Raw genomic sequence first — 23818 nt, 5'->3', positions numbered from 1 at the left:
CGCTTTTCAAAAACAACGGGCCTGCCTGCCGGCAAGGCCCATTGCATTTATGACAGCTGTTGTTGGACAAGTTTGTTGACGAGCGAACCATCCGCTCTTCCTTTCACTTTCGGCATGATCGCGCCCATCACTTTTCCCATATCCGCTTTCGAAGAGGCGCCGACTTCCTTGATCGTCTGCTCGATCAATTCGCGCAGCTCGTCCTCTGTCAGCGGCGTTGGCATATACGATTGAACAATTTCAATTTCGGTTTTCACTTTTTCGACAAGATCTGAACGGCCAGCGTTTTCAAATTCTTGGAGGGAGTCTTTACGCTGTTTCAGTTCGCGAGAAAGAACCGTCAGCTCTTCGTCTTCCGAGAGCGGGCTTTTGCCGAGCTTGATCGCTTCGTTTTGCAGCGCCGCTTTCAGCATCCGGAGAACAGACAGTTTTTCTTTCTCCTTGTTTTTCATCGCCTGCTTCATATCGTCATTCAAACGATCGAGAAGACTCACCGATTATACACCCTCTTTAATGCATGCTCTTAGTGCTTGCGCTTTCTAGCCGCCTCAGATTTTTTCTTCCGTCTGACGCTTGGCTTTTCATAAAATTCGCGCTTTCTCACTTCTTGCAAAGTGCCCGTTTTCGAAACGGCACGCTTGAAGCGACGAAGAGCGTCGTCGATCGACTCATTTTTGCGAACGATCGTTTTGGACATCCTGCTTCCCTCCCTCCGAACAACAACCATTGCATATTGTACTTGTCAATTATAATACATGCTGACAGAAAAGGTCAATAAAAAAAAGCAGCGGCGGCCTGCTGGCCGCCTCTTCCCCGCGCTGAAAAAACGGTCATCACCCGCGGACAAGGCCCATACATATAGGGTGAAAGGGGAGTCGCCCATGGGGTCGTTTCTGATGCTGTTTGCCATTTACACCGCTTTGTTTCTTCTTGGCATGTTTATGATGAAAGCTGGGCTTTACACGTTGTCCGGCCATCGGTTAAAACGGTGGCTCATGCGCTTTACCGCCACGCCGCTGCAAGGATTTGCCGCCGGTTTGGCGACGACCGCTCTCCTGCAAAGCAGCTCAGCGGTGATGGTGATGACGGTCGGCCTTGTCGCCGCCGGCTACTTGTCGTTCCGCCAATCGATCGGCATCATTTTAGGCAGCAACATCGGCTCGACGGTCACGACCGAGCTGATGACGCTTGATATCGGCGATGGCGCCATCCCACTTCTTGTCAGCGGCGCGCTGCTTGTTTTTTTCGGCCGCCATCGCCTTGTTCTCGGCATCGGCATGACCACTGTCGGCCTCGCCGCTGTGCTGTTTGCCATGGACGGCTTTGGCAGCCTCGCTAAACCGCTTGCCGCCTATCCGTTCGTTGATGCATGGCTTAAAGAAACGAACCGATCCGTCGCTGTCGGCCTTCTTGTCGGCATCGTCCTCACCGCTCTCGTTCATTCGAGCGCGGCAACGATCGGCATCGCCATGGGATTTTTAAACGAACAGCTGTTGACGCTGTCCGCGGCGATTGCTCTGTTGCTTGGCGCCAACATCGGTACGTGCATCACCGGGCTTTTGGCTTCGATCGGCTCCAGCAAAGAGGCCCAGCTGACCGCCTACACCCATCTATGGCTGAACGTCGTCGGCGCCGCTTTGTTCGCCTTTTGGACCGAGCCGCTCGCCAGTTTTGCCGCCAGGCTCAGCCCAGCGCCTGATGTGCAGCTCGCTCATGTGAGCGTCTTGTTCAACGTCATTTGCTCAGTGGCTGCTCTTCCATTTGTCGGCGCCATCGAAAAGGTCATTCTGTTTTTGCATGACCGAAACCGGGCTTAGTAGTCAGCGCGGCCCGTCCCGCCGGTGACGATCGCCACCCCAGAGCTTGTGCCGATGCGCGTCGCGCCGGCGTTGATCATCGCCTCAGCGGTTTTCCAGTCACGGACGCCGCCTGATGCTTTGACGCCTGCTCTGTCGCCGACCGTTTTCCGCATCAGCGCCACATCCTCCACCGTCGCACCTCCGCCGGAAAACCCGGTCGACGTTTTCACATAATCAGCGCCGGCTTTCACTGCGAGCTGGCAGGCGCGCACTTTTTCCTCATCGGTCAAAAGCGCCGTTTCAACGATCACTTTGACAAGCGCCCTGCCAGCCGCCGCTTCGACAACCGCACGAATGTCGCGCTCGACAAGCTCGTCTTGCCCGCTTTTTAACGCGCCGATGTTGATCACCATGTCGACTTCGCGAGCGCCGTTTTCGATGGCGTTCGTTGTTTCAAACGCCTTTGTTTCCGGCGTCGTTGCCCCAAGTGGAAAGCCGATGACCGTGCAGACGCGGACATCCGTGCCGGAAAGCTCGCGCGCCGCCGTTTTCACCCACGTTGGGTTGACGCACACGGCAGCAAAGCCGTATTGCTTTGCTTCCGTGCACAGTTGCACGATTTGTTGTTCTGTCGCTTCCGGTTTGAGCAGCGTATGATCGATCATTTTCGCGATATTCATCGTCATTCGGAGAAACCCCTTTCTGCCATTTCCGTCAAGATGGAAAGTCTGACGTCTACCATCATACCATGCTCCCTCGACAAAAACTAGCCATCCGTATTGTCTCCGGAAAAAGACAGAAAAAACCCAGCAACTAGGCTGGGTTATGAGCTCCATTTGACCGAACGGGCCATTTCATCCGGCACAACGCGGACGAACTCTCCTTCATTGTACGGATAGCCGGCTTTCGTAATCTTCACTTTGACAAGTTCACCGACCATTTCCTCGGTTGCCGGGAAGCGGACTTTCAAATAGTTGTCTGTATAGCCGACGTACAAATCCGGCCGCTCTTTGTCGCGCTCTTCCGGAATGACTTCGAGCACTTGCCCTTCAAACCGGGAGGCGTACTCTTTCGCCAATTGGTCGGACAGAGCGATCAAGCGGCGGACGCGGTCATGCTTCGTTTCTTCATCGATTTGGTTCGGCATGCGCGCCGCCGGCGTGCCGGTCCGCTTCGAATAAGGAAAGACATGCAGTTCGGAAAACCGTTGTTCACGAATAAAGTTGTACGTCTCCATAAATTCGTCTTCCGTCTCGCCTGGGAAGCCGACGATGACGTCAGAAGTCACCGCCAGCTCTGGAAACACTTCGCGCAGCCGGGCGAGCCGCTCCGCGTAAAATTCCACCGTATATTTGCGGCGCATCCGCTTGAGCACCGTATTCGACCCAGACTGGAGCGGAATGTGCAAATGGCGGACGATTTTCTCCGACCGCTTCAGCACATCAATCACTTCATCGGTGATTTGGCTCGCCTCAATCGACGAAATGCGGAGCCGCTTCAGCCCCGGCACTTGCTCGTCCAAATCGCGCAACAAGGACGCAAAGTTATAGTCTTTCAGATCGGTGCCATAGCCGCCTGTATGAATGCCGGTCAGAACGATTTCTTTATAGCCGGCGGCGACGAGCTGGCGCGCCTGGCGAATGATTTCCTGCGGATCGCGCGAGCGCATTAAGCCGCGCGCCCACGGGATGATGCAAAACGTGCAGAAGTTGTTGCACCCTTCTTGGATCTTAAGCGACGCCCGCGTCCGATCAGTGAATTCCGGCACATCCATCTCCTCAAAAACGCGCGTTTTCATAATGTTGTGAACAGCGTTGATCGGCTGGCGCTCGCGCTGGAATTGCTCGATGTAATCCAAAATTTTATGCCGGTCTTGCGTGCCGATGACAATATCAACGCCCGGAATGGCCATGACCTCAGCCGGCGATGTTTGCGCATAGCAACCGGTCACGCAGACGACGGCGTCCGGATTGCGGCGCACCGCACGACGGATGACTTGACGGCTCTTTTTATCGCCGGTGTTCGTCACCGTGCACGTGTTGATCACATACACATCCGCACGGCTTTCAAACTCTTTTCGCTCGTAGCCGGCTTTTTTAAACAGCTGCCAAATCGCTTCGGTTTCGTAATGATTGACTTTGCAGCCTAGTGTATGAAAAGCCACTGTCGGCATCTTGTTCACCTCACTCTGCCCCCCGCTTAGGGATCAGCGGGACCGAACTTTTATAAGAAACAGCCAATGTTGCTCACTAAGCGCGCTCCGCTTCGCCGTTCGGCGCGCGCAGCTCCCATTCATAAGAGGCGGCGGAAAGCAAATAGAGCGGAGCTGTTTCGGTCCGCAAAATGCGCGGCCCAAGGCTGCACGGCGAAAAGCCGTGCTGCCGAAGCTGTTCTGCTTCTTCCGGACTGAACCCGCCTTCTGGCCCGAAAACAGCCAGCAACGCGCCGCCCGGACGGAGGCGGGAAAGAAGCGCCGGAAGCGCGGCATGCCGGGCGTTTCGCGCCTCTTTTTCGTAGGCAAACAGCCGAACATCGACCGTTTGGCCAAAGGAGAGGAGCTCGACAAACGAAAGCGGCGCCCGCACGTCCGGCACCACCGTTCGTTCAGCCTGCTCAGCCGCTTCTTTCGCGATTTTTTTCCATCGCTCGACTTTTTTCTCCGCCTTTTTCGCGTCCCATTTCACGACCGACCGGGCGGCTTCGAACGGAAGAAAGCCGGCGGCGCCGAGCTCTGTTCCTTTTTGGATGACGAGCTCCCACTTTTCGCCTTTCGGCAGCCCTTGGGCGATGTAGATGCGCACCGGCAGCTCGCTTCGCTCCTCTTTCCATTGTACAATACGAGCTTGCACATGCTCATTGGCAATTTGTTCAATTTCACACACCGCCGTGCGCCCGTCTGGAAAGACGCAAATGATCCCGTCCCCCGGATTCATGCGCATGACGCGGGCGATATGATAGGCATCATCGCCGCTGATCGCGACGATCCCGCCTTGTTGCGCCTGGCCGGAAACGAAATAGCGCTGCACAGCCATCCCTTCTTTGCTTACGGTTTCAGGGCGACAACCGCCACCCAGTCTTCCATCACGTTGATTTCCTCAATGGCAAAGCCGGCGGCAAGCAACCCGTCTTTGACGTCCTGCTTTTTCGCCTGAATGATGCCAGACGTGATGAAGCGGCCGCCTGGCTTTAACAACCGGTAGGCGTCACCAGTAAAGCGCAAAATGATTTCCGCTAAAATATTGGCGACGATCACATCAGCCGGTTCCTCGATATGGTCGAGCAAATTGTTTTGTGAGACCGTTACGACATGCTGCACCTTATTGAGCTTCACGTTCAGCCGCGCGCTGTCGACCGCCACCGGGTCCAAATCGAGCGCCCGCACCGACCGAGCGCCAAGCATCGCTGCGGCGATGCTTAAAATGCCGGAGCCGGTGCCGACGTCAATGACATGATCGCCGGGGCGCACATACTTTTCGAGCGCCTGCAGACACATGACCGTTGTCGGGTGCGTGCCAGTCCCAAACGCCATGCCCGGATCCATTTCGATGATCAGCTCATCACTAGACGCCGGCTCGTACGTTTCCCACGTCGGCACGATCGTAAACTTTTCGGACACTTTCACCGGGTGATAATGCTTTTTCCACGCCGTTGCCCATTCCTCTTCGTTTACTTCGCTCAATGTAATTTTATTTTTGCCAAGGTCGATATCATACAGCCATAAATTGTTAATCGCCTGCTTAATTTGTTCGACCGTTTCGCCAAGAAAACTGTTGACCGGCAAATATGCCTTAATGATCACCCCTTCTTCCGGATAGTCGTCCGGGTTGAGCTCGACGATCTCGCCGTACCAGTCGTCCCGTTCTTTGACCAAATCGTATGGGTCTTCGATGACGACGCCGCCGGCGCCCGCTTCATGCAAAATGTTCGAAATCGCCTCGACCGCCTCATGCGTCGTATGAATGCTGATTTCTGACCATTTCATCGCGCTTACGCTTCTCCTTTAAACGCCTTTTTGACTTTCTCAAAAAAACGGCCGTGCGGCCCGTCGTGCATCGTGTCTCCGCCGAGCCGTTCAAACTCGCGCAGCAGCTGCTTTTGCTTTTCGGTCAGCTTCGTCGGCGTCACAACGCGGACAATGACGTGCTGATCGCCTTGGCCGTAGCCCCGTACGTTCGGCACCCCTTTTCCCTTCAAGCGGAAGCGCGTGCCCGTTTGCGTGCCGGCCGGGATTTTCAGCTTCACATGGCCATGGAGCGTCGGCACTTCGATCTCATCGCCGAGCGCGGCCTGGGCGAACGACAACGGCACTTCGCAATAAATATCGTCGCCGTCGCGTTTGAAAAACTCATGTGGTTCGACTCGGAAGATGATGTACAAATCGCCCGGGGGCCCGCCATTGACCCCTGGCTCCCCTTGGCCGGCGACGCGCAGCTGCTGGCCGTCGTCGACGCCGGCTGGAATTTTGACGTGAATTTTTTTCCGCCGTTTGACGCGTCCCGTGCCGCCGCACGTTGGGCATTTCTCCGGAATGTACCGGCCCGTGCCACCGCAGACGGGGCATGTCCGGCGGTTGACGATGCGGCCAAATGGCGTCGCTTGTTCGCTTGTCACTTGCCCGCTGCCGTGGCAATGCGGACAAGACGTCGGGCTTGTGCCCGGTTTCGCTCCGCTGCCCTGGCACGTGTCGCACGTCTCTTCCCGCGGAATTTCAATTTCCGTTTCTTTTCCGAACGCCGCTTCTTCAAACGTAAGCGTCATCATATACTCGACATCCGCGCCTTTGCGCGGACCGCTCGCCCGCCTGCGCGGACCGGCGCCGAAAAACGTTTCAAAAATATCTTCAAAACCGCCAAAGCCGCTAAAGCCGCCGAAATCAAACCCTCCGCCTTGGAATCCGCCGCCGCCAAACGTTTCGTTCGGGTCGGCATGGCCAAAGCGGTCGTAGCGGGCCCGCTTTTCATCATCGCTTAACACTTCGTACGCCTCTTTAATTTCCTTAAACTTCTCCGCGGCGTCCGGGGCTTTGTTCACATCTGGATGATACTGCTTCGAAAGCTTTCGATACGCTTTTTTGATCTCGTCTTTCGTCGCGTTTTTGCTGACGCCGAGAATCTCGTAATAATCGCGCTTCGCCATCGTTGATCATCCACTCCCGATTCACTCACATAAATTTAATTTTATCATTTCCCTCTGCGGCAAGGCAATATGTCAATGCTAGAAAAAAAGTCAAAGCCAAGGCAGGCCTGACTTTGACTTTCGGTTGCATTATTTATCGTCGTTCACTTCTTCAAACTCGGCGTCCACCACGTTGTCTTTATGATTGGCAGCGCCGCCTTGCGATCCTGCACTTTGCGCCTGTTTCGCCGCTTGTTCATACAGCTTGATCGACAGCTGCTGCACCGCTTCTTGCAGCGCGTCTTTTTTCTTGCGGATGTCGTCGATGTCGTTTTTCTCGAGCGCCGCTTTCAACGCCTCTTTCGCATCCTGCGCCTTCTTGATCTCATCGGCGCTCACTTTTCCTTCGACTTCTTTGATCGTTTTGTCGGTCATGAAAATGAGCTGGTCGGCTTCGTTGCGCAACTCGGCGGCTTCTTTCCGCTTCCGGTCGGCTTCGGCGTTTTCTTCCGCTTCTTTAATCATGCGCTGAATTTCTTCTTCCGACAGGCCGGACGACGATTTGATCGTAATCGACTGCTCTTTGTTCGTTCCTAAATCTTTGGCGCGCACGTGAACGATGCCGTTGGCGTCAATATCAAACGTCACTTCAATTTGCGGCACGCCGCGCGGCGCCGGCGGAATGCCGGTCAGCTGAAAGCGGCCGAGCGATTTGTTGTCCGCCGCCATCGGGCGCTCTCCTTGCAAAACGTGAATGTCGACCGTCGTTTGATTGTCAGCCGCCGTTGTGAACACTTGCGATTTGCTTGTCGGGATCGTCGTGTTCCGTTCGATCAGTTTCGTAAATACGCCGCCCATCGTTTCAATGCCAAGCGAAAGCGGGGTCACGTCAAGCAGGACGACATCTTTCACTTCGCCAGCGATCACCCCGCCCTGGATCGCCGCACCGATGGCAACGACTTCGTCCGGGTTGACGCCTTTGTGCGGCTCTTTGCCAAGCTCGCGCTTGATCGCTTCTTGGACAGCTGGAATGCGCGTCGAACCGCCGACCAAAATGACTTTATCAATATCGGCTGGCGTCAAGCCGGCGTCTTGAAGCGCCTGGCGGACCGGCCCCATCGTCCGCTCGACGAGGTGGGCGGACAACTCTTCAAATTTCGCTCTTGTCAACGTCATTTCCAAATGGAGCGGACCGTTTTCATTGGCGCTGATAAACGGAAGCGAAATTTGTGTCTGCGTGACGCCGGACAGCTCTTTTTTCGCTTTTTCCGCGGCATCTTTCAAGCGTTGGAGCGCCATTTTGTCTTTCGACAAATCGATGCCGTGCTCTTGCTTGAACTGATTGACCAAATAATCGATGATCACTTGGTCGAAGTCGTCGCCTCCCAAATGGTTGTCGCCGGCCGTCGCCTTCACTTCAAACACGCCGTCGCCAAGCTCCAAAATCGAGACGTCAAACGTCCCGCCGCCTAAGTCATAGACGAGAATCGTTTGGTCTTCTTCTTTATCAAGGCCGTAAGCAAGCGCCGCGGCCGTCGGCTCGTTGATGATGCGCTCGACTTCGAGGCCGGCGATGCGGCCGGCATCTTTCGTCGCTTGGCGCTGGGCGTCGTTGAAATACGCCGGCACCGTGATGACCGCACGCGTCACCGGCTCGCCCAAATAGTCTTCGGCGTACGACTTCAAGTATTGCAAAATGATCGCCGAAATTTCTTGCGGCGTATATTGCTTCCCTTCGATTTCGACTTTGTAATCCGTCCCCATATGGCGCTTGATCGAGATGATCGTGTTCGGGTTCGTGATCGCTTGCCGTTTGGCGACTTCGCCGACTAGGCGTTCGCCGTTTTTAAACGCGACGACCGACGGGGTCGTGCGGTTTCCTTCCGGATTCGGAATGACTTTCACTTCGCCGCCTTCTAACACGGCGACGCAAGAGTTCGTCGTTCCTAAGTCGATGCCGATAATTTTGCTCATCACTGATCACCCTCCGTTTCCGTTTATTGGCTTACTTTGACCATGGCGGGCCGCAGCACGCGGTCTTTCAGCTTATAACCTTTTTGCAGCTCCTCAACAACCGTGTTCGGCTCATAGCCTTCCGCTTCCGCCTGCATGACGGCTTGGTGCAAATAAGGGTCAAACGGCTTTCCGACCGCCTCGATCGCCTCGACGCCTTCTTTCTTCAAGGCGTCAACAAGCGACCGGTACACCATTTCCATCCCTTGCAAAATCGATTTCGCCTGTTCGTTGTCCGTCTCTATTTTCAACGCGCGTTCAAAGTTGTCAAGCACTGGAAGCAAATCGCTCGCCAAGCTTTGGGCGCGGTATTTTTCAGCCGCTTCCATCTCCTGGCGCGTCCGGCGGCGGAAGTTTTCAAAATCGGCGTACAGGCGGAGATACCGGTGTTCCATCTCTGAAAGCTTCGCTTCCAATTCGGCGATCTGCGCCTTGGCCGCCGCCAACTCCTCGGCCGTTGGCGCTTTTTCCGCCGGCTCCGCCGCTTCCTCCCCACCGGCCTCTTCAAGCGGAACGCCGCCTGATTCCCCCTCGGGCTGCGGGGCGGCTTCTTCCTCGATCGGTTGCTCCCGCTCCGGCTCATCGTATGTAGCTTGTTCCATCACTTGTTTTTCTCCTTGCTCCATCGCTTTCACCTCCCTGCCGGGGCTCTTCCCTTTTATGTATCAATGGCCACAAGGAAAGGATGGATGCGCGATCCATCCGTTATCCAATATGGCCATTCTTATTGACTTTGATACCATTTCGCGAGCGCGGCCGACAAATCGGAAGCGACACGGTTTAAGACAGTGATGACGCGCGAGTATTCCATGCGCGTTGGACCAAGAATCGCGATCGCCCCGAGCGGCTCATCGCCGACCGAATACGTCGCTGTAATCAAGCTGCAGTTTTCCATGCCGCGCAGTTCGTTTTCATGCCCGATCGAAACCCGCACTCCTTTTTGGGTTTGCTTGCGGAGCAGGCGATAAATGTCTTTTTCCTGCTCAATGATGTCCAGGAGCGGGCGCACTTTTTGGATGTCGCTGAACTCCGGCTGGTTGAGCATATTCGCCTTGCCGGCGAAAAACACTTTTTCTTCTTCAGGGGCATCGAGCGTCTCAATGAGCGTATTGAGCACGCTGTCGTAGTTGCGGATGTGCCGGCGCAATACGTCGGCCACTTCCGTCTCCATTTTTTCTTTCAAATCAATGAGCGGAACGCCGTTCAACCGCTCGTTGAAAATGTTGACCATTTTTTCGAGGTCGCCTGCGTCCATCGATGACGGAATCGTCACGACCCGGTTTTCAACATGGCCTGTGTCCGTCACGACGATGGCGACGGCTGTCTGTTCGTTGAGCGGAACGATTTGCATCTGCTTCAGTTTGCTTTCTTTAAACGTCGGCCCGAGCGCGATGGATGTATAGTTCGTCAGCTCGGATAAAATTTGCGCCGACTTTTGCATCAGTTTTTCCAGCTCATAGATGCGCTCGGCAAACACGGAGCGGATTTTTTGAATGTCCGCCCTTGTCAGCCGCTGCGGCGGCAGCAAATGGTCGACGTAGTAGCGGTACCCTTTTTCCGACGGCACACGGCCGGAAGAAATGTGCGTTTTTTCAATATAGCCGAGCTCCTCCAAATCCGCCATCTCATTGCGGATCGTCGCCGAGCTGAACGCGATTTGATGCTTTTTCGATAACGTCCGCGAACCGACCGGCTGCCCAGAACGAATGAAATCGTCGATAATCACCTGCAAAATCAGCAGTTGGCGGTCCGTTAGCACGTGTCTCACCTCTGTTAGCACTCGAACAATTCGAGTGCTAAATCTACTACTAGGGTAGCAAATCGCCCGGCAAATGTCAATGTTTACATTTCGCCGAGGAACGCGGCAAACACTTCATTGCCGAGCAGCTTGCCCCGTTTGGTCAAGCGGATGTGAGTCTCCGTTTCCTCGAGGCGTCCGTTTTCGATTTCCCGGCGGATCGCCGCGCCAAATATGTCGTGGAGGTCGCGGCCGAACTTTTGCCGAAAGCAGGCTTTGGACACCCCTTCCGTTTTGCGCAGCCCTAAAAACATTTCCTCTTCCATCTGCTCGCGAGTGGTCAAGCGGCGCACGTCGCGGTGCGGCCATTGGCCGCGTTCGATCGCGCTGATGTAATGCCGGATGGGACCGATATTCGCCCGCCGCACCCCGTCGATATAGCTGTGCGCCCCAGCGCCGATGCCGTAGTACTCCTCATTGTTCCAGTACGTCAAGTTGTGCCGGCTTTCAAATCCCGGCAAAGCATAGTTGCTGATTTCGTATTGCCGATAGCCAGCGGCAGCCATCTGCTCCATCGCCGCTTCGTACATCTCGGCTTCCATCTCTTCGCCCGGTAGACGGAGCCGCCCTTTCCGCCATTCGTTATAAAAAATCGTCCTTGGCTCCAAAATGAGGGAATAAGCAGAAAGATGCGGCACATGAAGCGAAAACGCCGCTTCTAAATCGGCCGTAAACTGCTCAAGCGTCTGCCCCGGCAAACCGTACATTACATCAATGCTGATGTTCTGAAACCCGACTTCTCTGGCCAACGCTACAGCCCGTATGACGTCGCCTCGCCGGTGCGTGCGGCCGATCGTTTGCAGAAGCTGATCGTCAAATGTCTGCACCCCCAGGCTCAGCCGATTCACTCCGGCATCGCGCAAAATAGCGAGCTTTTCTTTCGTCAAGCCGTCCGGGTTGGCTTCGACGGTAAATTCGGCCGTTTGCGGGTCAAACTGAAAATGGCGGTGGATGCTCGCAAGCAAACAGCCGAGCTGCGCCGGCTCAAGCACCGTCGGCGTGCCGCCGCCGATAAACAGCGTCTTGAGTTGGCTGCCAAATTCCGCCGCCGTCCACACCATTTCTTTGTCCATCGCCCGCAAATAGTCGTCAATCGGCTGGCCGGCGGCGAATACTTTGTTAAAATCGCAATAATGGCAAATATGGGCGCAAAATGGAATATGAAAATACGCTGAAACGGCCATCGGTCCTCCTCCTTTCAGCCGGCGGCGCCGCAGGAAACAAACAAGGCTATCCCCAACGGAGACAGCCTTGCTCGTTATTTTTTCTGGTCGTCGATTTTCAAGACGGCCATAAACGCTTCTTGCGGCACTTCGACCGACCCGATTTGTTTCATCCGCTTCTTTCCTTCTTTTTGCTTCTCAAGCAGCTTCCGCTTCCGCGACACGTCGCCGCCGTAACATTTTGCGAGCACGTTTTTGCGCAACGCTTTGATTGTCGAACGGGCGATGACCTTGTTGCCGATCGCCGCCTGCACCGGCACTTCAAATTGCTGGCGTGGAATCAAATCTTTCAGCTTTTCAACGATCGCTTTGCCGCGCTCGTACGCAGAGTCGCGGTGAACGATAAACGATAAGGCATCGATTTTTTCGCCGTTTAGCAAAATATCCATCTTGACGAGATTGGACGGCCGGTAGCCGATCAATTCGTAGTCGAATGACGCGTACCCTTTTGTGTTCGACTTTAAAGCGTCGAAAAAGTCGTAGACGATCTCGGAGAGCGGAATATCGTAAATGAGCATGACGCGCTTTTCATCCAAATATTGCATATCGACAAACGTGCCGCGCTTTCCTTGACACAGCTCCATCACCGGACCGACATAGTCGTTTGGCACCATGATCGTCGCTTTCACATACGGCTCTTCAATGCGGTCGATTTTTTGCGGGTCGGGCATGTTCGTCGGGTTGTCGACGTCAACTTCCGTTCCGTCGGTCAAATGCACCTTGTAAACGACGCTCGGCGCGGTCGTGATCAAATCGATATGAAATTCGCGCTCGAGCCGCTCTTGGATGATTTCCATATGAAGCAAGCCGAGAAATCCACAGCGGAAGCCGAACCCAAGCGCCTGCGACGTTTCCGGCTCAAAGTGGAGCGCCGCATCGTTCAATTGCAGCTTCTCGAGCGCCTCGCGCAAATCGTTGTAGCGCGCCGTATCGATCGGATACATCCCGCAAAACACCATCGGATTGAGCTTCCGATAGCCCGGGAGCGGTTCAGCTGCCGGCCGTTCGGCATCGGTGATCGTATCGCCGACGCGCGTATCTTTCACGTTTTTAATCGAGGCGGTCAAATAGCCGACATCACCGACCGTCAATTCGTCGACGACTTTTTGCTTCGGCGTGAACACGCCGACTTCCGTCACTTCAAACTCTTTGCCGGTCGACATCATTTTAATGCGCTGCCCTGGCTTCACCGTTCCGTCGACGACGCGGACATAGGCGACGACGCCGCGGTACGGGTCATAAAGGGAATCAAAAATGAGCGCCTTCAACGGCGCATCCGGATCACCCGAGGGAGCCGGAATTTTTTCGACGATTTTTTCCAAAATTTCTTCGATGCCGATGCCGACTTTGGCCGAAGCAAGCACCGCGTCAGAGGCGTCCAAACCGATGACATCCTCAATTTCTTGACGCACCCGCTCCGGTTCAGCGCTTGGCAAATCGATTTTGTTAATGACCGGCAAAATTTCTAAATTGTTGTCGATCGCCAAATACACGTTGGCGAGCGTCTGCGCTTCAATGCCTTGCGCCGCATCGACGACCAAAATCGCCCCTTCGCAAGCGGCCAAGCTGCGCGACACTTCGTACGTAAAGTCGACGTGGCCCGGCGTGTCGATCAAATGGAAAATATACTCTTCGCCATTTTTCGCTTTATATGTCAACTGAACCGCATTCAATTTAATCGTGATGCCGCGCTCGCGCTCAAGCTCCATCGTATCGAGCGTCTGCTCGCGCAATTCACGCTCCGACAGCGCCCCCGTCTTTTCCAAAATGCGGTCCGCCAGCGTCGATTTTCCGTGGTCAATGTGAGCAATAATCGAAAAATTGCGGATCCGTTCCTGCCGTTTCAACCGTTCTTCCCGGTTCATCGTCTCTCACTCCTGCTTCTTCGCAAAACTACACTAGCTTTGATTATAGCAACAGCGCGAAGAAGATTCAATGATGAACGAAAAGCCAAGCCGCCGTTCGGGCTTTCCGGAAAGACGCGAAACGGCCAGAGCCGCGCCAAGAAAACAATCGACAATATGGAAAGCGCAGCACTTTGTGCTCCAGCCGGCGGACGGCGTCCAAAAGAAAAAGCCGCCATTGTGACGGCACGTTCCTGTTTCGTCCGCACATGAACGGGCTAGTCCAACACCCGGCCGACGAGCGAAAACAGCATTTCCATGAGCGCGGTGACGGCATCGGCAAAAAGTTGGCCGAGCCTAGAGAACAAGTTGAACGTTTTCAGCTCGCGAATCGTTTCTTGCTTTTCTCCTAAATCTCCAGCAACGACCGGCCGGCCAAACACCGCCGCTTCCACCTCACCATTTTCCCTTTTTTTCATATCGATGACGGATGGAAACGACGGATCGGCATAACCGCGCATCCGTTCCATGCCGCGATGCGCCTCTTGCATGCCAAACAACACGCCGAAAAAAAGAAGAAAGATCGCTAGAGTAAAGCGGATGAACCATCGTGCCATAGTGACGCTCCTTTACTTTTTCTCCGCCGGAGCCGGCGCTTCGACTTTTTCCGCCTGCCAATAATAGTCGCTGAACACATCGGCCAACGCCGACACGGAACGAAACAACTCAGTAAACGTATTGTCAACACCGCCGACTTCAATTAAAATCGCGTTTTCCGATAAATCTTGATTAAACTTGCCGTTCGTCCCGGCTCCTTTTTTCTCGATCACCCCGCGGCTCAACCCTGGATATTTCTTTTGCAGCAACTGATGCAACGCGGTAGCCAGCTGCAAGTTTTTCTCGTATGTCGCGTTTTCTCCGCCAATAATGAATGCGACACGCGCATAATCAACGCCGTTGATCGTAGCCGTCGTATATTTCCGCCGCCGCGAATCGCGATGGATATCGATGAAGTAGTGCAAGTCACGATTTTGCTTCATTGCTGCGACCACTGTTTGGCGGGACATATCATACGATTGGGAGTATTTCATCCCTTTCTTTAACAATTCGCTGACAATGTCGATTTTGCTCACTTCAGCCCCGATGCCGCGCTTTTCCAGTTCTTCCGCTAACTTTTCCCCCACTTTTGTGATGTTGACCGTCGGGTGAAACGCCAAATCCGGGTCAGTGACCCCTTTGAGCGCCGGCAAAAACGACTCATGCGTATGGGTATTGTAAATGTAGACCACTTTTTTCCCTCCGGTCGTCTGCGATGGCGGGGGAACCGGTTTTTCATCTTCGTTCTTGTTTGCTTGTTCGAGTTCATCGACCGAGGCTTGCCGTTCCGCAAGCATCGCCTCAAGCGGCGGCGCTGATTCGTATGGCATGTTCGTATAATCCGTTCCTTCACCAGCGATGAGAATTTTGCTGTCATAAAGGGCAAAGCCCGGCAGCTCGCTGCCAAGCAGGCTGCGCGGGTCATCGGGATTGATGCTCGTCGCCAGGCGGAACAATAGCGATGAGTAATTCGTCTGCCGCCGATCTTTCGGCAGCAGCTGCGCAAAATATCGATTTTCCAAGGCGAACAGACGAATGAACGTCTCTTCCGGAAAATGGGCCGCCATATCGTTCAGCGATGATGACGACGGACGGTATTCCGGCCGCAGCGATGTGAGCGCTCCGACAAGCATAAACATCATCATGCAGCCAAGGATGATGAGCATCAACAGTTTCTTTATGCTGGCTCCTGGAATCGCGATCATGACGTTTGGGGAGCGCCATCGTTTCATATTCCCACCCTTTCCCGGCTTGTCTCCTCAGTTTAACGTATGGCCAAGCGGGAAAAGATAGAACTGTTTTTTGTCTAATGGGTGTAGGAGCCGACATTGCCTTGGTCGACTTGCCGATGCAGCGCCGCATTCAAGCCGCCGGCTAATAAGTTGGCCATATCGCCGATAAACGAATCGATCTCTTTTGGGGTCACCATCAAATTATGCCCGAGCGGGGCGAGCACTTCATAGATGAGGCGCCGCTTTTCTTCATCGCCAAGCGTGCCGACCATGCCAAGAAACGTCGACCGTTCTTGCGGCGACGGCATGTCTTGTTCCGTCAATTTTCGTTTGCGCCCAAACGTCCAGCCCGCCGGAGCGAGCGCGCTTGACGGCCGTTTCCCTTCGCGCATTTCGCGGCCGAAGTGCTTCAAAATGAAATCGATCGTGTCGCTCGTGATGGAGACCGCATCGACAACCGTCGGAACGCCGATCGAAATGACCGGAATGCCAAGCGTTTCATAGCTTAACTCTTTCCGCTTGTTGCCGACCCCGGAGCCAGGATGGATGCCGGTGTCAGAAATTTGAATCGTCGCGTTGACTCGTTCGATCGAGCGGGCAGCCAAGGCGTCAATCACAATGACAAAATCCGGCTTTGTTTTCCGGACGACGCCGTCGATAATGTCGCTCGTTTCAATCCCGGTCGTCCCCATCACCCCCGGAGCAAGGGCGCTCACCGGCCGGAAGCCTTCCTCGACGCTTTCCGGCTGCAGCTGGAACAAATGACGGGTGACAAGCACGTTTTCCACCGTGAGCGGCCCGAGCGCGTCCGGGGTGACGTTTTGGTTGCCGAGCCCAACGATCAAGCAGCTCGCTTGATCGGGAATGCGGAGCCGCTTGAAAAAGGCGCTGAGCTGCTCGGAAAAAATGCGCTGCACGTTTTGCTGCAGCTCGGTGTTTTGTTCGCGGATGCCTTGCGCTTCAATCGTCACGTAGTGGCCCGGCTTTTTGCCGATCGAGGCCGCTCCTTGTTCCGTGACATGCACATGCGACAGCTTGACGCCGTTGATCTCCTCGTCATGAATGATGACCCCCTCAATCGGCGCGGCGCTTTCTTGTTTTTGCTGCAAGCGCTCCTCGAGTGCGATCTCATGCGCTTCGATCGCTAAATCCGTGCGCACCGAGTACTGGCGTAAATCGAGCGGCTGTTCCATGTCGTTCCTCCCCATTTCTGCCGTTTTCTTTTATTGTCGCCGCAATCAGGCCCGGTCATTCATGTTTCGTAAAGGATTTTCGCTTGAACACTCTTGCATAATCCAAACACGTTTGATAGAATAACACTTGTTCTTCCTGTTGTTCACAACAGAAAGTAGGAATGGTAACGGAGGTGAACGAACGTGGCTAACATCAAATCAGCGATCAAACGCGCGAAAACGAGCGAAAAGCGCCGGGCTCACAACGCCTCGATGAAATCGGCCATGCGTACGGCGATCAAAAAATTTGAAGCGCTTGTTGAATTGAAAGACGTGGAAAAAGCGCGCGAGGCATTCATTATTGCGTCGAAAAAATTAGACAAAGCTGCAAGCAAAGGCCTTATCCATAAAAACGCCGCCAGCCGGCAAAAATCGCGCTTAGCGAAAAAATTGAACAGCATCCAAGCTTCCTAATCAAAAACGACCTGGCGCCAGGTCGTTTTTTTGTTTTTCTTTATGTTCACGGCAAACGGCCGGGCGATCGCTTCACCGCCGGCCGTGACGCCCCGCTTGCGCCGGGCGGGTGCCCCACCGCATCAGAAGCAGCTCAACGGCCAACCGGCGATCGACCGCTCCGCTTTTCACCTCGTAATCGGCGTCAGCGAGCTCGTTGATCGCCTCAGCAAGCTCTCCGTCAGCGAAGCGGGCCGCTTGAGCAAGAGCGAGCTTGACGCGGAACGGGTGCACCTTGAGCGCCGCAGCAATTTGCGCCTGCCCGTAGCCTAAGGAGGCAAGCCATTTCACTTGCGAAAGCAAGCGGAAATGGGCGGCGAGCAGCGCCAAAATTTTGATCGGCTCTTCATTGTTTTCAAGCAGATCATAAAACGTCTGCAACGCCGCTGGAATGTCGCGCTTCGCCACTTGCTCGACAAGCACAAATACGTTTTCTTCCGGCGTGCGGGCGACAAGCCGTTCAACCGCCGCCGCCTCGATGGTTCCGCCCGATCCGGCAAACAGGGCCAATTTATCGATTTCATTCGCCAAGGCGGAAAGCTGCGTCCCGGCCCGCCGCAACAGGACATCAATCGCCTCGTCGCTTGCTTGCGCCCCTTGGCTCTCGATGCGGCGCCGCACCCAGGCGCGCAGCTCCGCTTCGGCGAGCGGGGCGGCGATGACGACTTCGCTTTGCTCTTTGGCGAGCTTCGTAATTTTTTTTCGCTCATCAAGCTTCTCGTACGGCGCGAAAAAGACGACGATCGAAAACGGCGACGGCGCCTTCAAGTACGCCTCCAGCTTCGCCAAATCATGTTCGATCTCCTTCTCTTTTTCAGACGTAAAAAAATATGGATGCTTGATGAGGATGACACGCCGCTCGCCGAAAAACGGCACCGTCTCGGCCTCCTCAAGCGCCGCCTCGACCGGCGTTTCCTCGCAGTCGTACACAGCCAAGTTCCACTCGCGCTCCTCGGGGCCAAGCGCTGCGTTCACCAATCGCTCATACGTTTCCGTTAATAAAAACGGCTCATTGCCGTATAATAAATAAAGAAGAGAAAAACGCCGTTTTTCAATGTTTCCCCATACGCGTTCCAGCATGTTCCCGTCTCCATTCCCTAGCAAACGTCTCTGCTAGAAAAGATACACCGTTTTTCGTCATTTTACAAGGGAACCGGCTGCCGAAAAAACCGGTTCCCCTTTATATAAACGCCAGCCTATAAGTCCTAGGACCTTATTGGCCAGCGGGTTATTTTTATGTTTTCCCGGCTGTTTGAAAGTATTTGTGTCAACTGTTGTCAAGGAAGGAAAAGAAGCGAGCGGCGGTAGATTTTTCACGCGTTTTCGTCTATACTAAAAATGATTGAACGAGGAGGGGGAAAACGATGAACGTATTTGAAAAGGAAGTGCAAAGCCAACGAAATGACGCCGTCGATTCCGCCGTCGGATTCATCGTGTCGTTCGGCTTTTTCGCTACCATGTTCATCATCGCAACGTTGATCGAATTTTTCGGTCGATAAGGATTGCTTACATAAGCAATCCTTATTTTTTTGTTTCTGCTGAAACGTTCCGCTTTTTTGTGCACTACATCTTATGGTTTCATCACCTGAAAGGTTCCACCGTTTTCGTCATACACATAGCGAATGGCCCCGTTTTCATCCGTCCGCCAAATGATCGCCCGTTGTTGCCGAAGCCGCATAAGCACCTCGGGGGACGGATGCCCGTAGCGATTGTAGCGGCCGACGGAAATGATGGCCGCTCGCGGCTTGACCGTCCGCAAAAACAGCTCTGTTGTCGACGTTTTGCTGCCGTGGTGGGCGACTTTCAATACATCGGCGCGCAGCTCTGGATAAGCGCGGATGAGCGCCTGTTCCGCCTCTTCCTCGATATCCGCAGCAAACAGCCATGTCAAGCGGCCGAGGCGGGCAAGCAATACAAGCGAGCCGTTATTATCCTCATTGTTTCCCGCCTCCGGGTGCAATACGGAAAACGCGGCATCCCCCACCTTCCACCGATCCCCCCGCACGCTGGCGGCCACCGGCACGGAAAACGGGCGCGCCATCGCCTTGACGGCCGGCAGCGCTCCTGGGCTTGTGACAATCTTCTTGACGCGCACGGCTCCCATCACCTCGGGAGCAGCCCCGATATGGTCGGCGTCATCGTGCGTCAAAATCAGTTGATCAAGCGTCCTCACCCCTTGGGCTTTTAAAAACGGCACGACAACGTCGCGGCCGACGGCAAACGGCCGCGACCGCTTGCGCCACGGTTCGCGCGCCCATTCCGGCGTCCCGCTGGTATCAATGAGATAGACTGCTTTTCGATAAGGAAGCTCAATATAAATACAGTCCCCTTGCCCAACATCCAATACCGTCACTTCCCCTTTCGGATCCACATACGGGGCGGCCAGCTGAAGCGCCGTCGCCGCCGCCACCGCTGTCAATCCGCGGAGCAGGCGGCCGCGTTCCCAATCCAAAAACGCCGCCGCGATGGCCGTCAGATAGCCAGCTAAGCACCACGGCCCCGGACGCCCGAGCACAAGCATAAACGAGTAATCGACCGAGAAAAAACGGACAACCGCGTCCGTCAGCTCAATGAGGCGGCTAAACAGCCAAATGAGCGGAGAAAAGGAAAAAACTGCGGATAGAAAAGCAATGGGCAAAATGACAAATGAATACCAAGGGACGAAGAAGACATTCAGCCCTATGCTCCAAACAGAAATTTCATAAAAATGGTAAAGCAAAATCGGCAGCGCGGCAAGCTGAGCGGCGAGCGCGGTCTGAAACAAGTTTTGGAGCATCGAACGAGCAGAGGCGAGCACCGACACATGGGCGAGAAGGGCAAACGTGACAAGAAATGATAGTTGAAAACCGACATCCCAAACCATATATGGGTCAAAGACGAGCAGGGCAAGCGCTGTCCAACTCAACGCATCCAGCGGATGGATCATTCCTTTTTTCCACTGGACGGCCAATACAATCATCCCGGTCGCACAGGCGCGCAGCACCGACGGCGAAGCGCCGGCGAGCACCGCATACATAGGCAAGAAAACGAGCAAAGCAAGCACGGCCGCTTCGCGCGTCACAAACCGAATGGCAGCGGCCAACGCAGCGCCGACAAGCAGGGTGACATGGCCGCCGGAAATGGCCAACAAATGGATGATCCCGAGCTGCTGGTAACCGCTAATCACTTCCTCGTCCAACGAGCGGCGTTCGCCATAAATGAGCGCAGCGGCGATGCCGGCCGCTTCCGGCGGAAACCGGGCTTCAATGCGGCGGACGCCAGCCTCGCGAATCGCCTCAAGCCGTTCGATGATGGTGGGACGGACACGCACGCAAGCGGAAAGATCGATCGCCTCAGGGAGAAAGAGCCAATGGATGCGATGGCGGCGCAAATAACGGCGGTAATCAAATGCATACGGATTGCTGGCTGGCATAGGGCGCTCGAGCATTCCGCTCAGCCGGCACACGACCCCGGGCATAAGACGCGCACGCAGCGCTTCTTTTTCCGCAGCCGTCCGAATAATGTAACGAAGCTGCACCCGCTCCTTGCCAGCTTGCACCGCCGCCTGCAATCGATCGCCGTCGATCGCCGGCGCGGCGGAAAAACGAACGGAAAGCGAATGACGGCCGCCGGAAAGGGAAGTTTTGTTATGATGGTCAACGATGAGAAAATAGACAAAAAAGAAGAGAGCTGCAACGAGAGCAGGAAGGAAACAGTGCGGCCGGCGGATGAAAAGAAGAAGGAGATAAATGATAAGGAGAAGACATGTGGTTTTGGACGGCGAGGCCGCCGCCACGGCAAAGAGCGCCGCCGCGGCGGGATAGACGGCTTGTCCTTTCATGCTCCCCCTCCGCCGCCGGAAAGCAAGGCGAACACATCCGTTTTCAGCGGCACTTGCACAAGCCGGACGCCAGCTTGAGCAAACAGCTCCAAGGCGTACGGGTGGTTTTTGTAGTCTTGGGCGTAATAGACAGCGCGAATGCCGCTTTGAATGATCGCCTTGCAACAATGCAAGCACGGAAAATGGGTGACATACATCTCGGCCCCCTCGGTCGGGACGCCGAACTTGGCGCATTGCAAAATGGCATTCATTTCCGCATGGATCGTCCGTACACAATGGCCGTCAATAACGTAGCACCCTTCATCGGTGCAATGGGCGCCCCCGGCGATCGAGCCGTTGTACCCGCCGGCGATGATGCGCTTATCGCGCACAATCGTCGCCCCGACCGCCAGCCTTGTGCACGTGCTGCGCAGCGCCAACAGATGGCTTTGCGCCATAAAGTATTGATCCCATGTGATGCGTTCCATTCTACGTCCCTCCGCTCGTTTCCATACTTTTAGTCTACCCGCCGCCGCCTGCCCCCGTCAACGCCGAAAAACGTCCGCAGCAGCCCTGATCCGCCCATAAACGAGAAGCATTGCGCTCCCCCGCCTCGTTTACGGCACAAGCAAATACGGTTTCAATTTCTCCAGCGTTTTTTCGCCAATTCCGGTTACATTCAACAAATCTTCCACCCGCTGGAACGGCCCGTGTTCTTCGCGATAGGCGATGATCGCTTTTGCCTTCGCCGGTCCGATGCCGGGAAGCTGCATCAACTCCTCTTCCGTCGCCGTATTGACCGCCACTTGCGGCCCGTCCCGAGCTCCATCGCTTGGAGACTTGCCGACGGCATCTGACGCTGGTGCGGCCTCGTCTTTTGCCGGCACGTAAATCATCATCTCATCGCGCACTTTTGCCGCCAGATTGATTTTCGTTTCATCCGCCTCGTCCGTCAATCCGCCGGCTAGGGCGATAACATCGCGAACGCGGGCGTCCGCCGCCACTTCGTACACTCCTGGCTTCGCGACCGCCCCTTTCACATCCACCACAGCGGTTTTGGGCGCCTCGTCCTTTTTTTCTTCCGGCCGGGCGGCATCCGTTTCAGCCGCCGCCGGCAAGACGACTTGCTCCTTTTCATCCGTCGGATGACGAAACACCCATAACCCCGCCGCCGCGGCAAACAACAAGAGCACCCCCGCTTTCCCATAACGTTTTCCAAGCTCCTGCACATGCTCCCACATACGATCCCATCCTTTCCATCTCCAGTCATAAACCGAGCCTTTTTCTCATACATATCGAAAAAGAGAGTTCCGGTGAACCAAAACCGGGAGGGGGGACAATGCATGAACATCGGCGTTATCGGCACGGGGAATATGGGCACCATCTTAATCGAAGCGTTCCTCGACTCCGGCGCCGTGAAAGCGGATCAGCTCGTCATAACGAACCGTACGCTTGCGAAAGCGTTCGCGATACAACGCGCGCATCCCGGCATTGCAGTGGTTGCCGATGCGGCTGAAGTCATCAAACAATCCAGCCTCGTCTTTTTATGCGTCAAACCGCTCGACATCCACCCATTATTGCAGCAACTGGCCCCGCACTGGACAAACGAACACTACCTCGTATCGATCACAAGCCCGATCAGCGTCGAACAGCTTGAAGCAGCCGTCCCTTGCCAAATCGTGCGCGCCATTCCGAGCATTGCAAACCGGGCGCTCTCCGGCAGCATCCTTGTCACCTTCGGCTCGCGCTGCTCAGCCGCCTGCCGGCAAACGATCGATGATCTTCTCCGGCGCATCGCCTCGCCGGTGTACATCGACGAGGCCATCACCCGCGTCGCTTCCGACATCTCAAGCTGCGGTCCAGCGTTTTTCAGCTATTTGCTTCAGCGCTTCATCGACGCCGCAGCGGCCAAAACCGCCATCACGAAGGAACAGGCGACGATGCTGGCGACCGATATGATCATCGGCCTTGGGGAACTGCTCAAGCGGAATCTGTACACATTGCCAACGTTGCAGGAAAAAGTATGCGTCAAAGGCGGCATTACCGGGGAAGGAATCGCTGTGCTGGAACAACGAATGAACGGCGTCTTTGAAGAAGTGCTGGCGAAAACACATGAGAAGTTTAAAGAAGATGTGGAGAAGGTGAAGCAACAGTTTTCATAAGTTTAATTCGACGCGGAACGGTAAATTCCTGCTTTGTTTGGCAAAAAAGTTACCCCTGGATCTTCAGCTAGGGGCTAACGTTTCAATCCTCACCCAGCCTTTTGGCTGGGTGCAACCTGCTTGCCCAACACCTTGTTCCATGCTTCCACCGTTTCAATCCTCACCCAGCCTTTTGGCTGGGTGCAACTTTGCGAATTCCTCCCGATCAAATGGATGCCCATGTTTCAATCCTCACCCAGCCTTTTGGCTGGGTGCAACATGAGCATACTCGTGGAAGTCGGAAAAAGCATCGGGTTTCAATCCTCACCCAGCCTTTTGGCTGGGTGCAACTTGATCAAGCTGAAAAAGTTCAAAGATTGCAACAAGTTTCAATCCTCACCCAGCCTTTTGGCTGGGTGCAACTTTCTTTGCATTTTCAATTATACGATCTTTTATTGTTTCAATCCTCACCCAGCCTTTTGGCTGGGTGCAACTTGTAAATTAGCACATTATTTCAGAATCACTTTTTCAAATTATTTCAGATGGATTCTGAAATAATGTGCAAAATTTTT

23 protein-coding genes and 1 CRISPR repeat array are annotated in these 23818 nt (G+C 54.8%); of the genes, 4 read left to right on the top strand and 19 right to left on the bottom strand.

The annotated features are described in order from the left end of the window. Window positions 1-47: 47 nt before the first annotated feature. Together ABS784_RS04260 and rpsU are read right to left on the bottom strand one after the other, a co-directional pair. The gene (locus ABS784_RS04260; RefSeq protein WP_011231976.1) at window positions 48-494 is read right to left on the bottom strand and encodes a GatB/YqeY domain-containing protein; all 447 of its coding nucleotides are present in this window, start codon (window positions 492-494) and stop codon (window positions 48-50) included. A 29-nt stretch (window positions 495-523) separates the two neighbouring features. Next, on the bottom strand, window positions 524-697 hold the full coding sequence (gene rpsU, locus ABS784_RS04255; RefSeq protein ID WP_008879912.1) for a 30S ribosomal protein S21: 174 nt from the start codon (window positions 695-697) through the stop codon (window positions 524-526). A gap of 184 nt (window positions 698-881) precedes the next feature. Here rpsU and ABS784_RS04250 point away from each other — a divergent pair, with 184 nt between their 5' ends. Beyond that, window positions 882-1817, top strand: a complete 936-nt coding sequence (locus ABS784_RS04250) for a Na/Pi symporter (RefSeq protein WP_023634651.1) — start codon at window positions 882-884, stop codon at window positions 1815-1817. Here ABS784_RS04250 and deoC read toward each other — a convergent pair. From deoC to gpr, 13 genes are all read right to left on the bottom strand, one after another. Beyond that, a complete protein-coding gene (gene deoC / locus ABS784_RS04245; RefSeq protein ID WP_047758083.1) occupies window positions 1814-2485 on the bottom strand; it encodes a deoxyribose-phosphate aldolase in 672 nt (223 codons plus the stop codon). The genes ABS784_RS04250 and deoC overlap by 4 nt on opposite strands. A gap of 137 nt (window positions 2486-2622) precedes the next feature. Continuing rightward, a complete protein-coding gene (mtaB, locus tag ABS784_RS04240) occupies window positions 2623-3972 on the bottom strand; it encodes a tRNA (N(6)-L-threonylcarbamoyladenosine(37)-C(2))-methylthiotransferase MtaB (RefSeq protein WP_011231979.1) in 1350 nt (449 codons plus the stop codon). 76 nt (window positions 3973-4048) lie between these two features. Then, a complete protein-coding gene (locus ABS784_RS04235; protein WP_081130546.1) occupies window positions 4049-4825 on the bottom strand; it encodes a 16S rRNA (uracil(1498)-N(3))-methyltransferase in 777 nt (258 codons plus the stop codon). A 17-nt stretch (window positions 4826-4842) separates the two neighbouring features. Beyond that, complete coding sequence (gene prmA / locus ABS784_RS04230) at window positions 4843-5781, bottom strand: 50S ribosomal protein L11 methyltransferase (protein WP_023634649.1); 939 nt, start codon at window positions 5779-5781, stop codon at window positions 4843-4845. 5 nt (window positions 5782-5786) lie between these two features. Continuing rightward, a complete protein-coding gene (gene dnaJ, locus ABS784_RS04225) occupies window positions 5787-6935 on the bottom strand; it encodes a molecular chaperone DnaJ (RefSeq protein WP_011231982.1) in 1149 nt (382 codons plus the stop codon). Window positions 6936-7064: 129 nt separating this feature from the next. Continuing rightward, on the bottom strand, window positions 7065-8888 hold the full coding sequence (gene dnaK, locus ABS784_RS04220; RefSeq protein ID WP_013144701.1) for a molecular chaperone DnaK: 1824 nt from the start codon (window positions 8886-8888) through the stop codon (window positions 7065-7067). Window positions 8889-8911: 23 nt separating this feature from the next. After that, window positions 8912-9553 (bottom strand): nucleotide exchange factor GrpE, encoded by a 642-nt coding sequence (gene grpE, locus ABS784_RS04215; RefSeq protein WP_013524168.1) that lies wholly within the window; start codon window positions 9551-9553, stop codon window positions 8912-8914. Between the two features lie 98 nt (window positions 9554-9651). Further along, on the bottom strand, window positions 9652-10686 hold the full coding sequence (gene hrcA / locus ABS784_RS04210) for a heat-inducible transcriptional repressor HrcA (RefSeq protein ID WP_011231985.1): 1035 nt from the start codon (window positions 10684-10686) through the stop codon (window positions 9652-9654). 83 nt (window positions 10687-10769) lie between these two features. After that, window positions 10770-11909: a radical SAM family heme chaperone HemW gene (gene hemW / locus ABS784_RS04205; protein WP_144329557.1), complete on the bottom strand. Its 1140-nt coding sequence runs from the start codon at window positions 11907-11909 to the stop codon at window positions 10770-10772. A 74-nt stretch (window positions 11910-11983) separates the two neighbouring features. Next, complete coding sequence (gene lepA / locus ABS784_RS04200; protein ID WP_011231987.1) at window positions 11984-13813, bottom strand: translation elongation factor 4; 1830 nt, start codon at window positions 13811-13813, stop codon at window positions 11984-11986. Between the two features lie 257 nt (window positions 13814-14070). Continuing rightward, the gene (locus ABS784_RS04195; RefSeq protein ID WP_011231988.1) at window positions 14071-14409 is read right to left on the bottom strand and encodes a YqxA family protein; all 339 of its coding nucleotides are present in this window, start codon (window positions 14407-14409) and stop codon (window positions 14071-14073) included. 12 nt (window positions 14410-14421) lie between these two features. Next, window positions 14422-15621, bottom strand: a complete 1200-nt coding sequence (gene spoIIP / locus ABS784_RS04190) for a stage II sporulation protein P (protein ID WP_011231989.1) — start codon at window positions 15619-15621, stop codon at window positions 14422-14424. 74 nt (window positions 15622-15695) lie between these two features. Continuing rightward, window positions 15696-16814, bottom strand: coding sequence for a GPR endopeptidase (gene gpr, locus ABS784_RS04185; protein ID WP_011231990.1), 1119 nt, complete (start codon window positions 16812-16814; stop codon window positions 15696-15698). Between the two features lie 183 nt (window positions 16815-16997). Between gpr and rpsT the strand changes: the two genes are divergently transcribed. Continuing rightward, window positions 16998-17267, top strand: a complete 270-nt coding sequence (gene rpsT / locus ABS784_RS04180; protein WP_011231991.1) for a 30S ribosomal protein S20 — start codon at window positions 16998-17000, stop codon at window positions 17265-17267. A gap of 72 nt (window positions 17268-17339) precedes the next feature. On the opposite strand, the gene holA is transcribed toward rpsT, so the two are convergent. Continuing rightward, window positions 17340-18386 (bottom strand): DNA polymerase III subunit delta, encoded by a 1047-nt coding sequence (gene holA / locus ABS784_RS04175; protein ID WP_011231992.1) that lies wholly within the window; start codon window positions 18384-18386, stop codon window positions 17340-17342. Between the two features lie 284 nt (window positions 18387-18670). Between holA and ABS784_RS04170 the strand changes: the two genes are divergently transcribed. Beyond that, on the top strand, window positions 18671-18805 hold the full coding sequence (locus ABS784_RS04170; protein ID WP_011231993.1) for a YqzM family protein: 135 nt from the start codon (window positions 18671-18673) through the stop codon (window positions 18803-18805). 71 nt (window positions 18806-18876) lie between these two features. On the opposite strand, the gene ABS784_RS04165 is transcribed toward ABS784_RS04170, so the two are convergent. The 3 genes from ABS784_RS04165 to ABS784_RS04155 all read right to left on the bottom strand — a co-directional run bounded on the left by ABS784_RS04165 (window position 18877) and on the right by ABS784_RS04155 (window position 22346). Beyond that, entirely contained in the window at window positions 18877-21126 is a 2250-nt protein-coding gene (locus ABS784_RS04165; protein ID WP_020278364.1) for a DNA internalization-related competence protein ComEC/Rec2, read from the bottom strand. Further along, window positions 21123-21593, bottom strand: coding sequence for a ComE operon protein 2 (locus ABS784_RS04160; RefSeq protein WP_011231995.1), 471 nt, complete (start codon window positions 21591-21593; stop codon window positions 21123-21125). The genes ABS784_RS04165 and ABS784_RS04160 overlap by 4 nt, the downstream gene beginning before the upstream one ends. 129 nt (window positions 21594-21722) lie before the next feature. Further along, window positions 21723-22346, bottom strand: a complete 624-nt coding sequence (locus ABS784_RS04155) for a helix-hairpin-helix domain-containing protein (protein ID WP_014196384.1) — start codon at window positions 22344-22346, stop codon at window positions 21723-21725. Window positions 22347-22448: 102 nt separating this feature from the next. Here ABS784_RS04155 and comER point away from each other — a divergent pair, with 102 nt between their 5' ends. Continuing rightward, window positions 22449-23267, top strand: a complete 819-nt coding sequence (comER, locus tag ABS784_RS04150; RefSeq protein ID WP_068895605.1) for a late competence protein ComER — start codon at window positions 22449-22451, stop codon at window positions 23265-23267. 79 nt (window positions 23268-23346) lie between these two features. Then, window positions 23347-23740: direct repeats of the CRISPR family, unit length 37 nt; unit sequence GTTTCAATCCTCACCCAGCCTTTTGGCTGGGTGCAAC. Window positions 23741-23818 lie beyond the last annotated feature (78 nt).

The sequence above is a fragment of the Geobacillus sp. G4 genome, assembly GCF_040327975.1.
GTDB lineage: Bacteria > Bacillota > Bacilli > Bacillales > Anoxybacillaceae > Geobacillus > Geobacillus thermoleovorans.
This window is presented reverse-complemented; position numbering and strand designations above follow the sequence as displayed.

Bases quoted from the DNA above. Each gene is read 5' to 3' on its own strand.
- rpsU (WP_008879912.1), bottom strand. From the start codon at position 697: ATGTCCAAAACGATCGTTCGCAAAAATGAGTCGATCGACGACGCTCTT.
- ABS784_RS04250 (WP_023634651.1), top strand. From the start codon at position 882: ATGGGGTCGTTTCTGATGCTGTTTGCCATTTACACCGCTTTGTTTCTT.
- deoC (WP_047758083.1), bottom strand. From the start codon at position 2,485: ATGACGATGAATATCGCGAAAATGATCGATCATACGCTGCTCAAACCG.
- mtaB (WP_011231979.1), bottom strand. From the start codon at position 3,972: ATGCCGACAGTGGCTTTTCATACACTAGGCTGCAAAGTCAATCATTAC.
- prmA (WP_023634649.1), bottom strand. From the start codon at position 5,781: ATGAAATGGTCAGAAATCAGCATTCATACGACGCATGAGGCGGTCGAG.
- dnaJ (WP_011231982.1), bottom strand. From the start codon at position 6,935: ATGGCGAAGCGCGATTATTACGAGATTCTCGGCGTCAGCAAAAACGCG.
- dnaK (WP_013144701.1), bottom strand. From the start codon at position 8,888: ATGAGCAAAATTATCGGCATCGACTTAGGAACGACGAACTCTTGCGTC.
- grpE (WP_013524168.1), bottom strand. From the start codon at position 9,553: ATGGAGCAAGGAGAAAAACAAGTGATGGAACAAGCTACATACGATGAG.
- hemW (WP_144329557.1), bottom strand. From the start codon at position 11,909: ATGGCCGTTTCAGCGTATTTTCATATTCCATTTTGCGCCCATATTTGC.
- lepA (WP_011231987.1), bottom strand. From the start codon at position 13,813: ATGAACCGGGAAGAACGGTTGAAACGGCAGGAACGGATCCGCAATTTT.
- ABS784_RS04195 (WP_011231988.1), bottom strand. From the start codon at position 14,409: ATGGCACGATGGTTCATCCGCTTTACTCTAGCGATCTTTCTTCTTTTT.
- spoIIP (WP_011231989.1), bottom strand. From the start codon at position 15,621: ATGAAACGATGGCGCTCCCCAAACGTCATGATCGCGATTCCAGGAGCC.
- gpr (WP_011231990.1), bottom strand. From the start codon at position 16,814: ATGGAACAGCCGCTCGATTTACGCCAGTACTCGGTGCGCACGGATTTA.
- holA (WP_011231992.1), bottom strand. From the start codon at position 18,386: ATGCTGGAACGCGTATGGGGAAACATTGAAAAACGGCGTTTTTCTCTT.
- ABS784_RS04170 (WP_011231993.1), top strand. From the start codon at position 18,671: ATGAACGTATTTGAAAAGGAAGTGCAAAGCCAACGAAATGACGCCGTC.
- ABS784_RS04165 (WP_020278364.1), bottom strand. From the start codon at position 21,126: ATGAAAGGACAAGCCGTCTATCCCGCCGCGGCGGCGCTCTTTGCCGTG.
- ABS784_RS04160 (WP_011231995.1), bottom strand. From the start codon at position 21,593: ATGGAACGCATCACATGGGATCAATACTTTATGGCGCAAAGCCATCTG.
- ABS784_RS04155 (WP_014196384.1), bottom strand. From the start codon at position 22,346: ATGTGGGAGCATGTGCAGGAGCTTGGAAAACGTTATGGGAAAGCGGGG.
- comER (WP_068895605.1), top strand. From the start codon at position 22,449: ATGAACATCGGCGTTATCGGCACGGGGAATATGGGCACCATCTTAATC.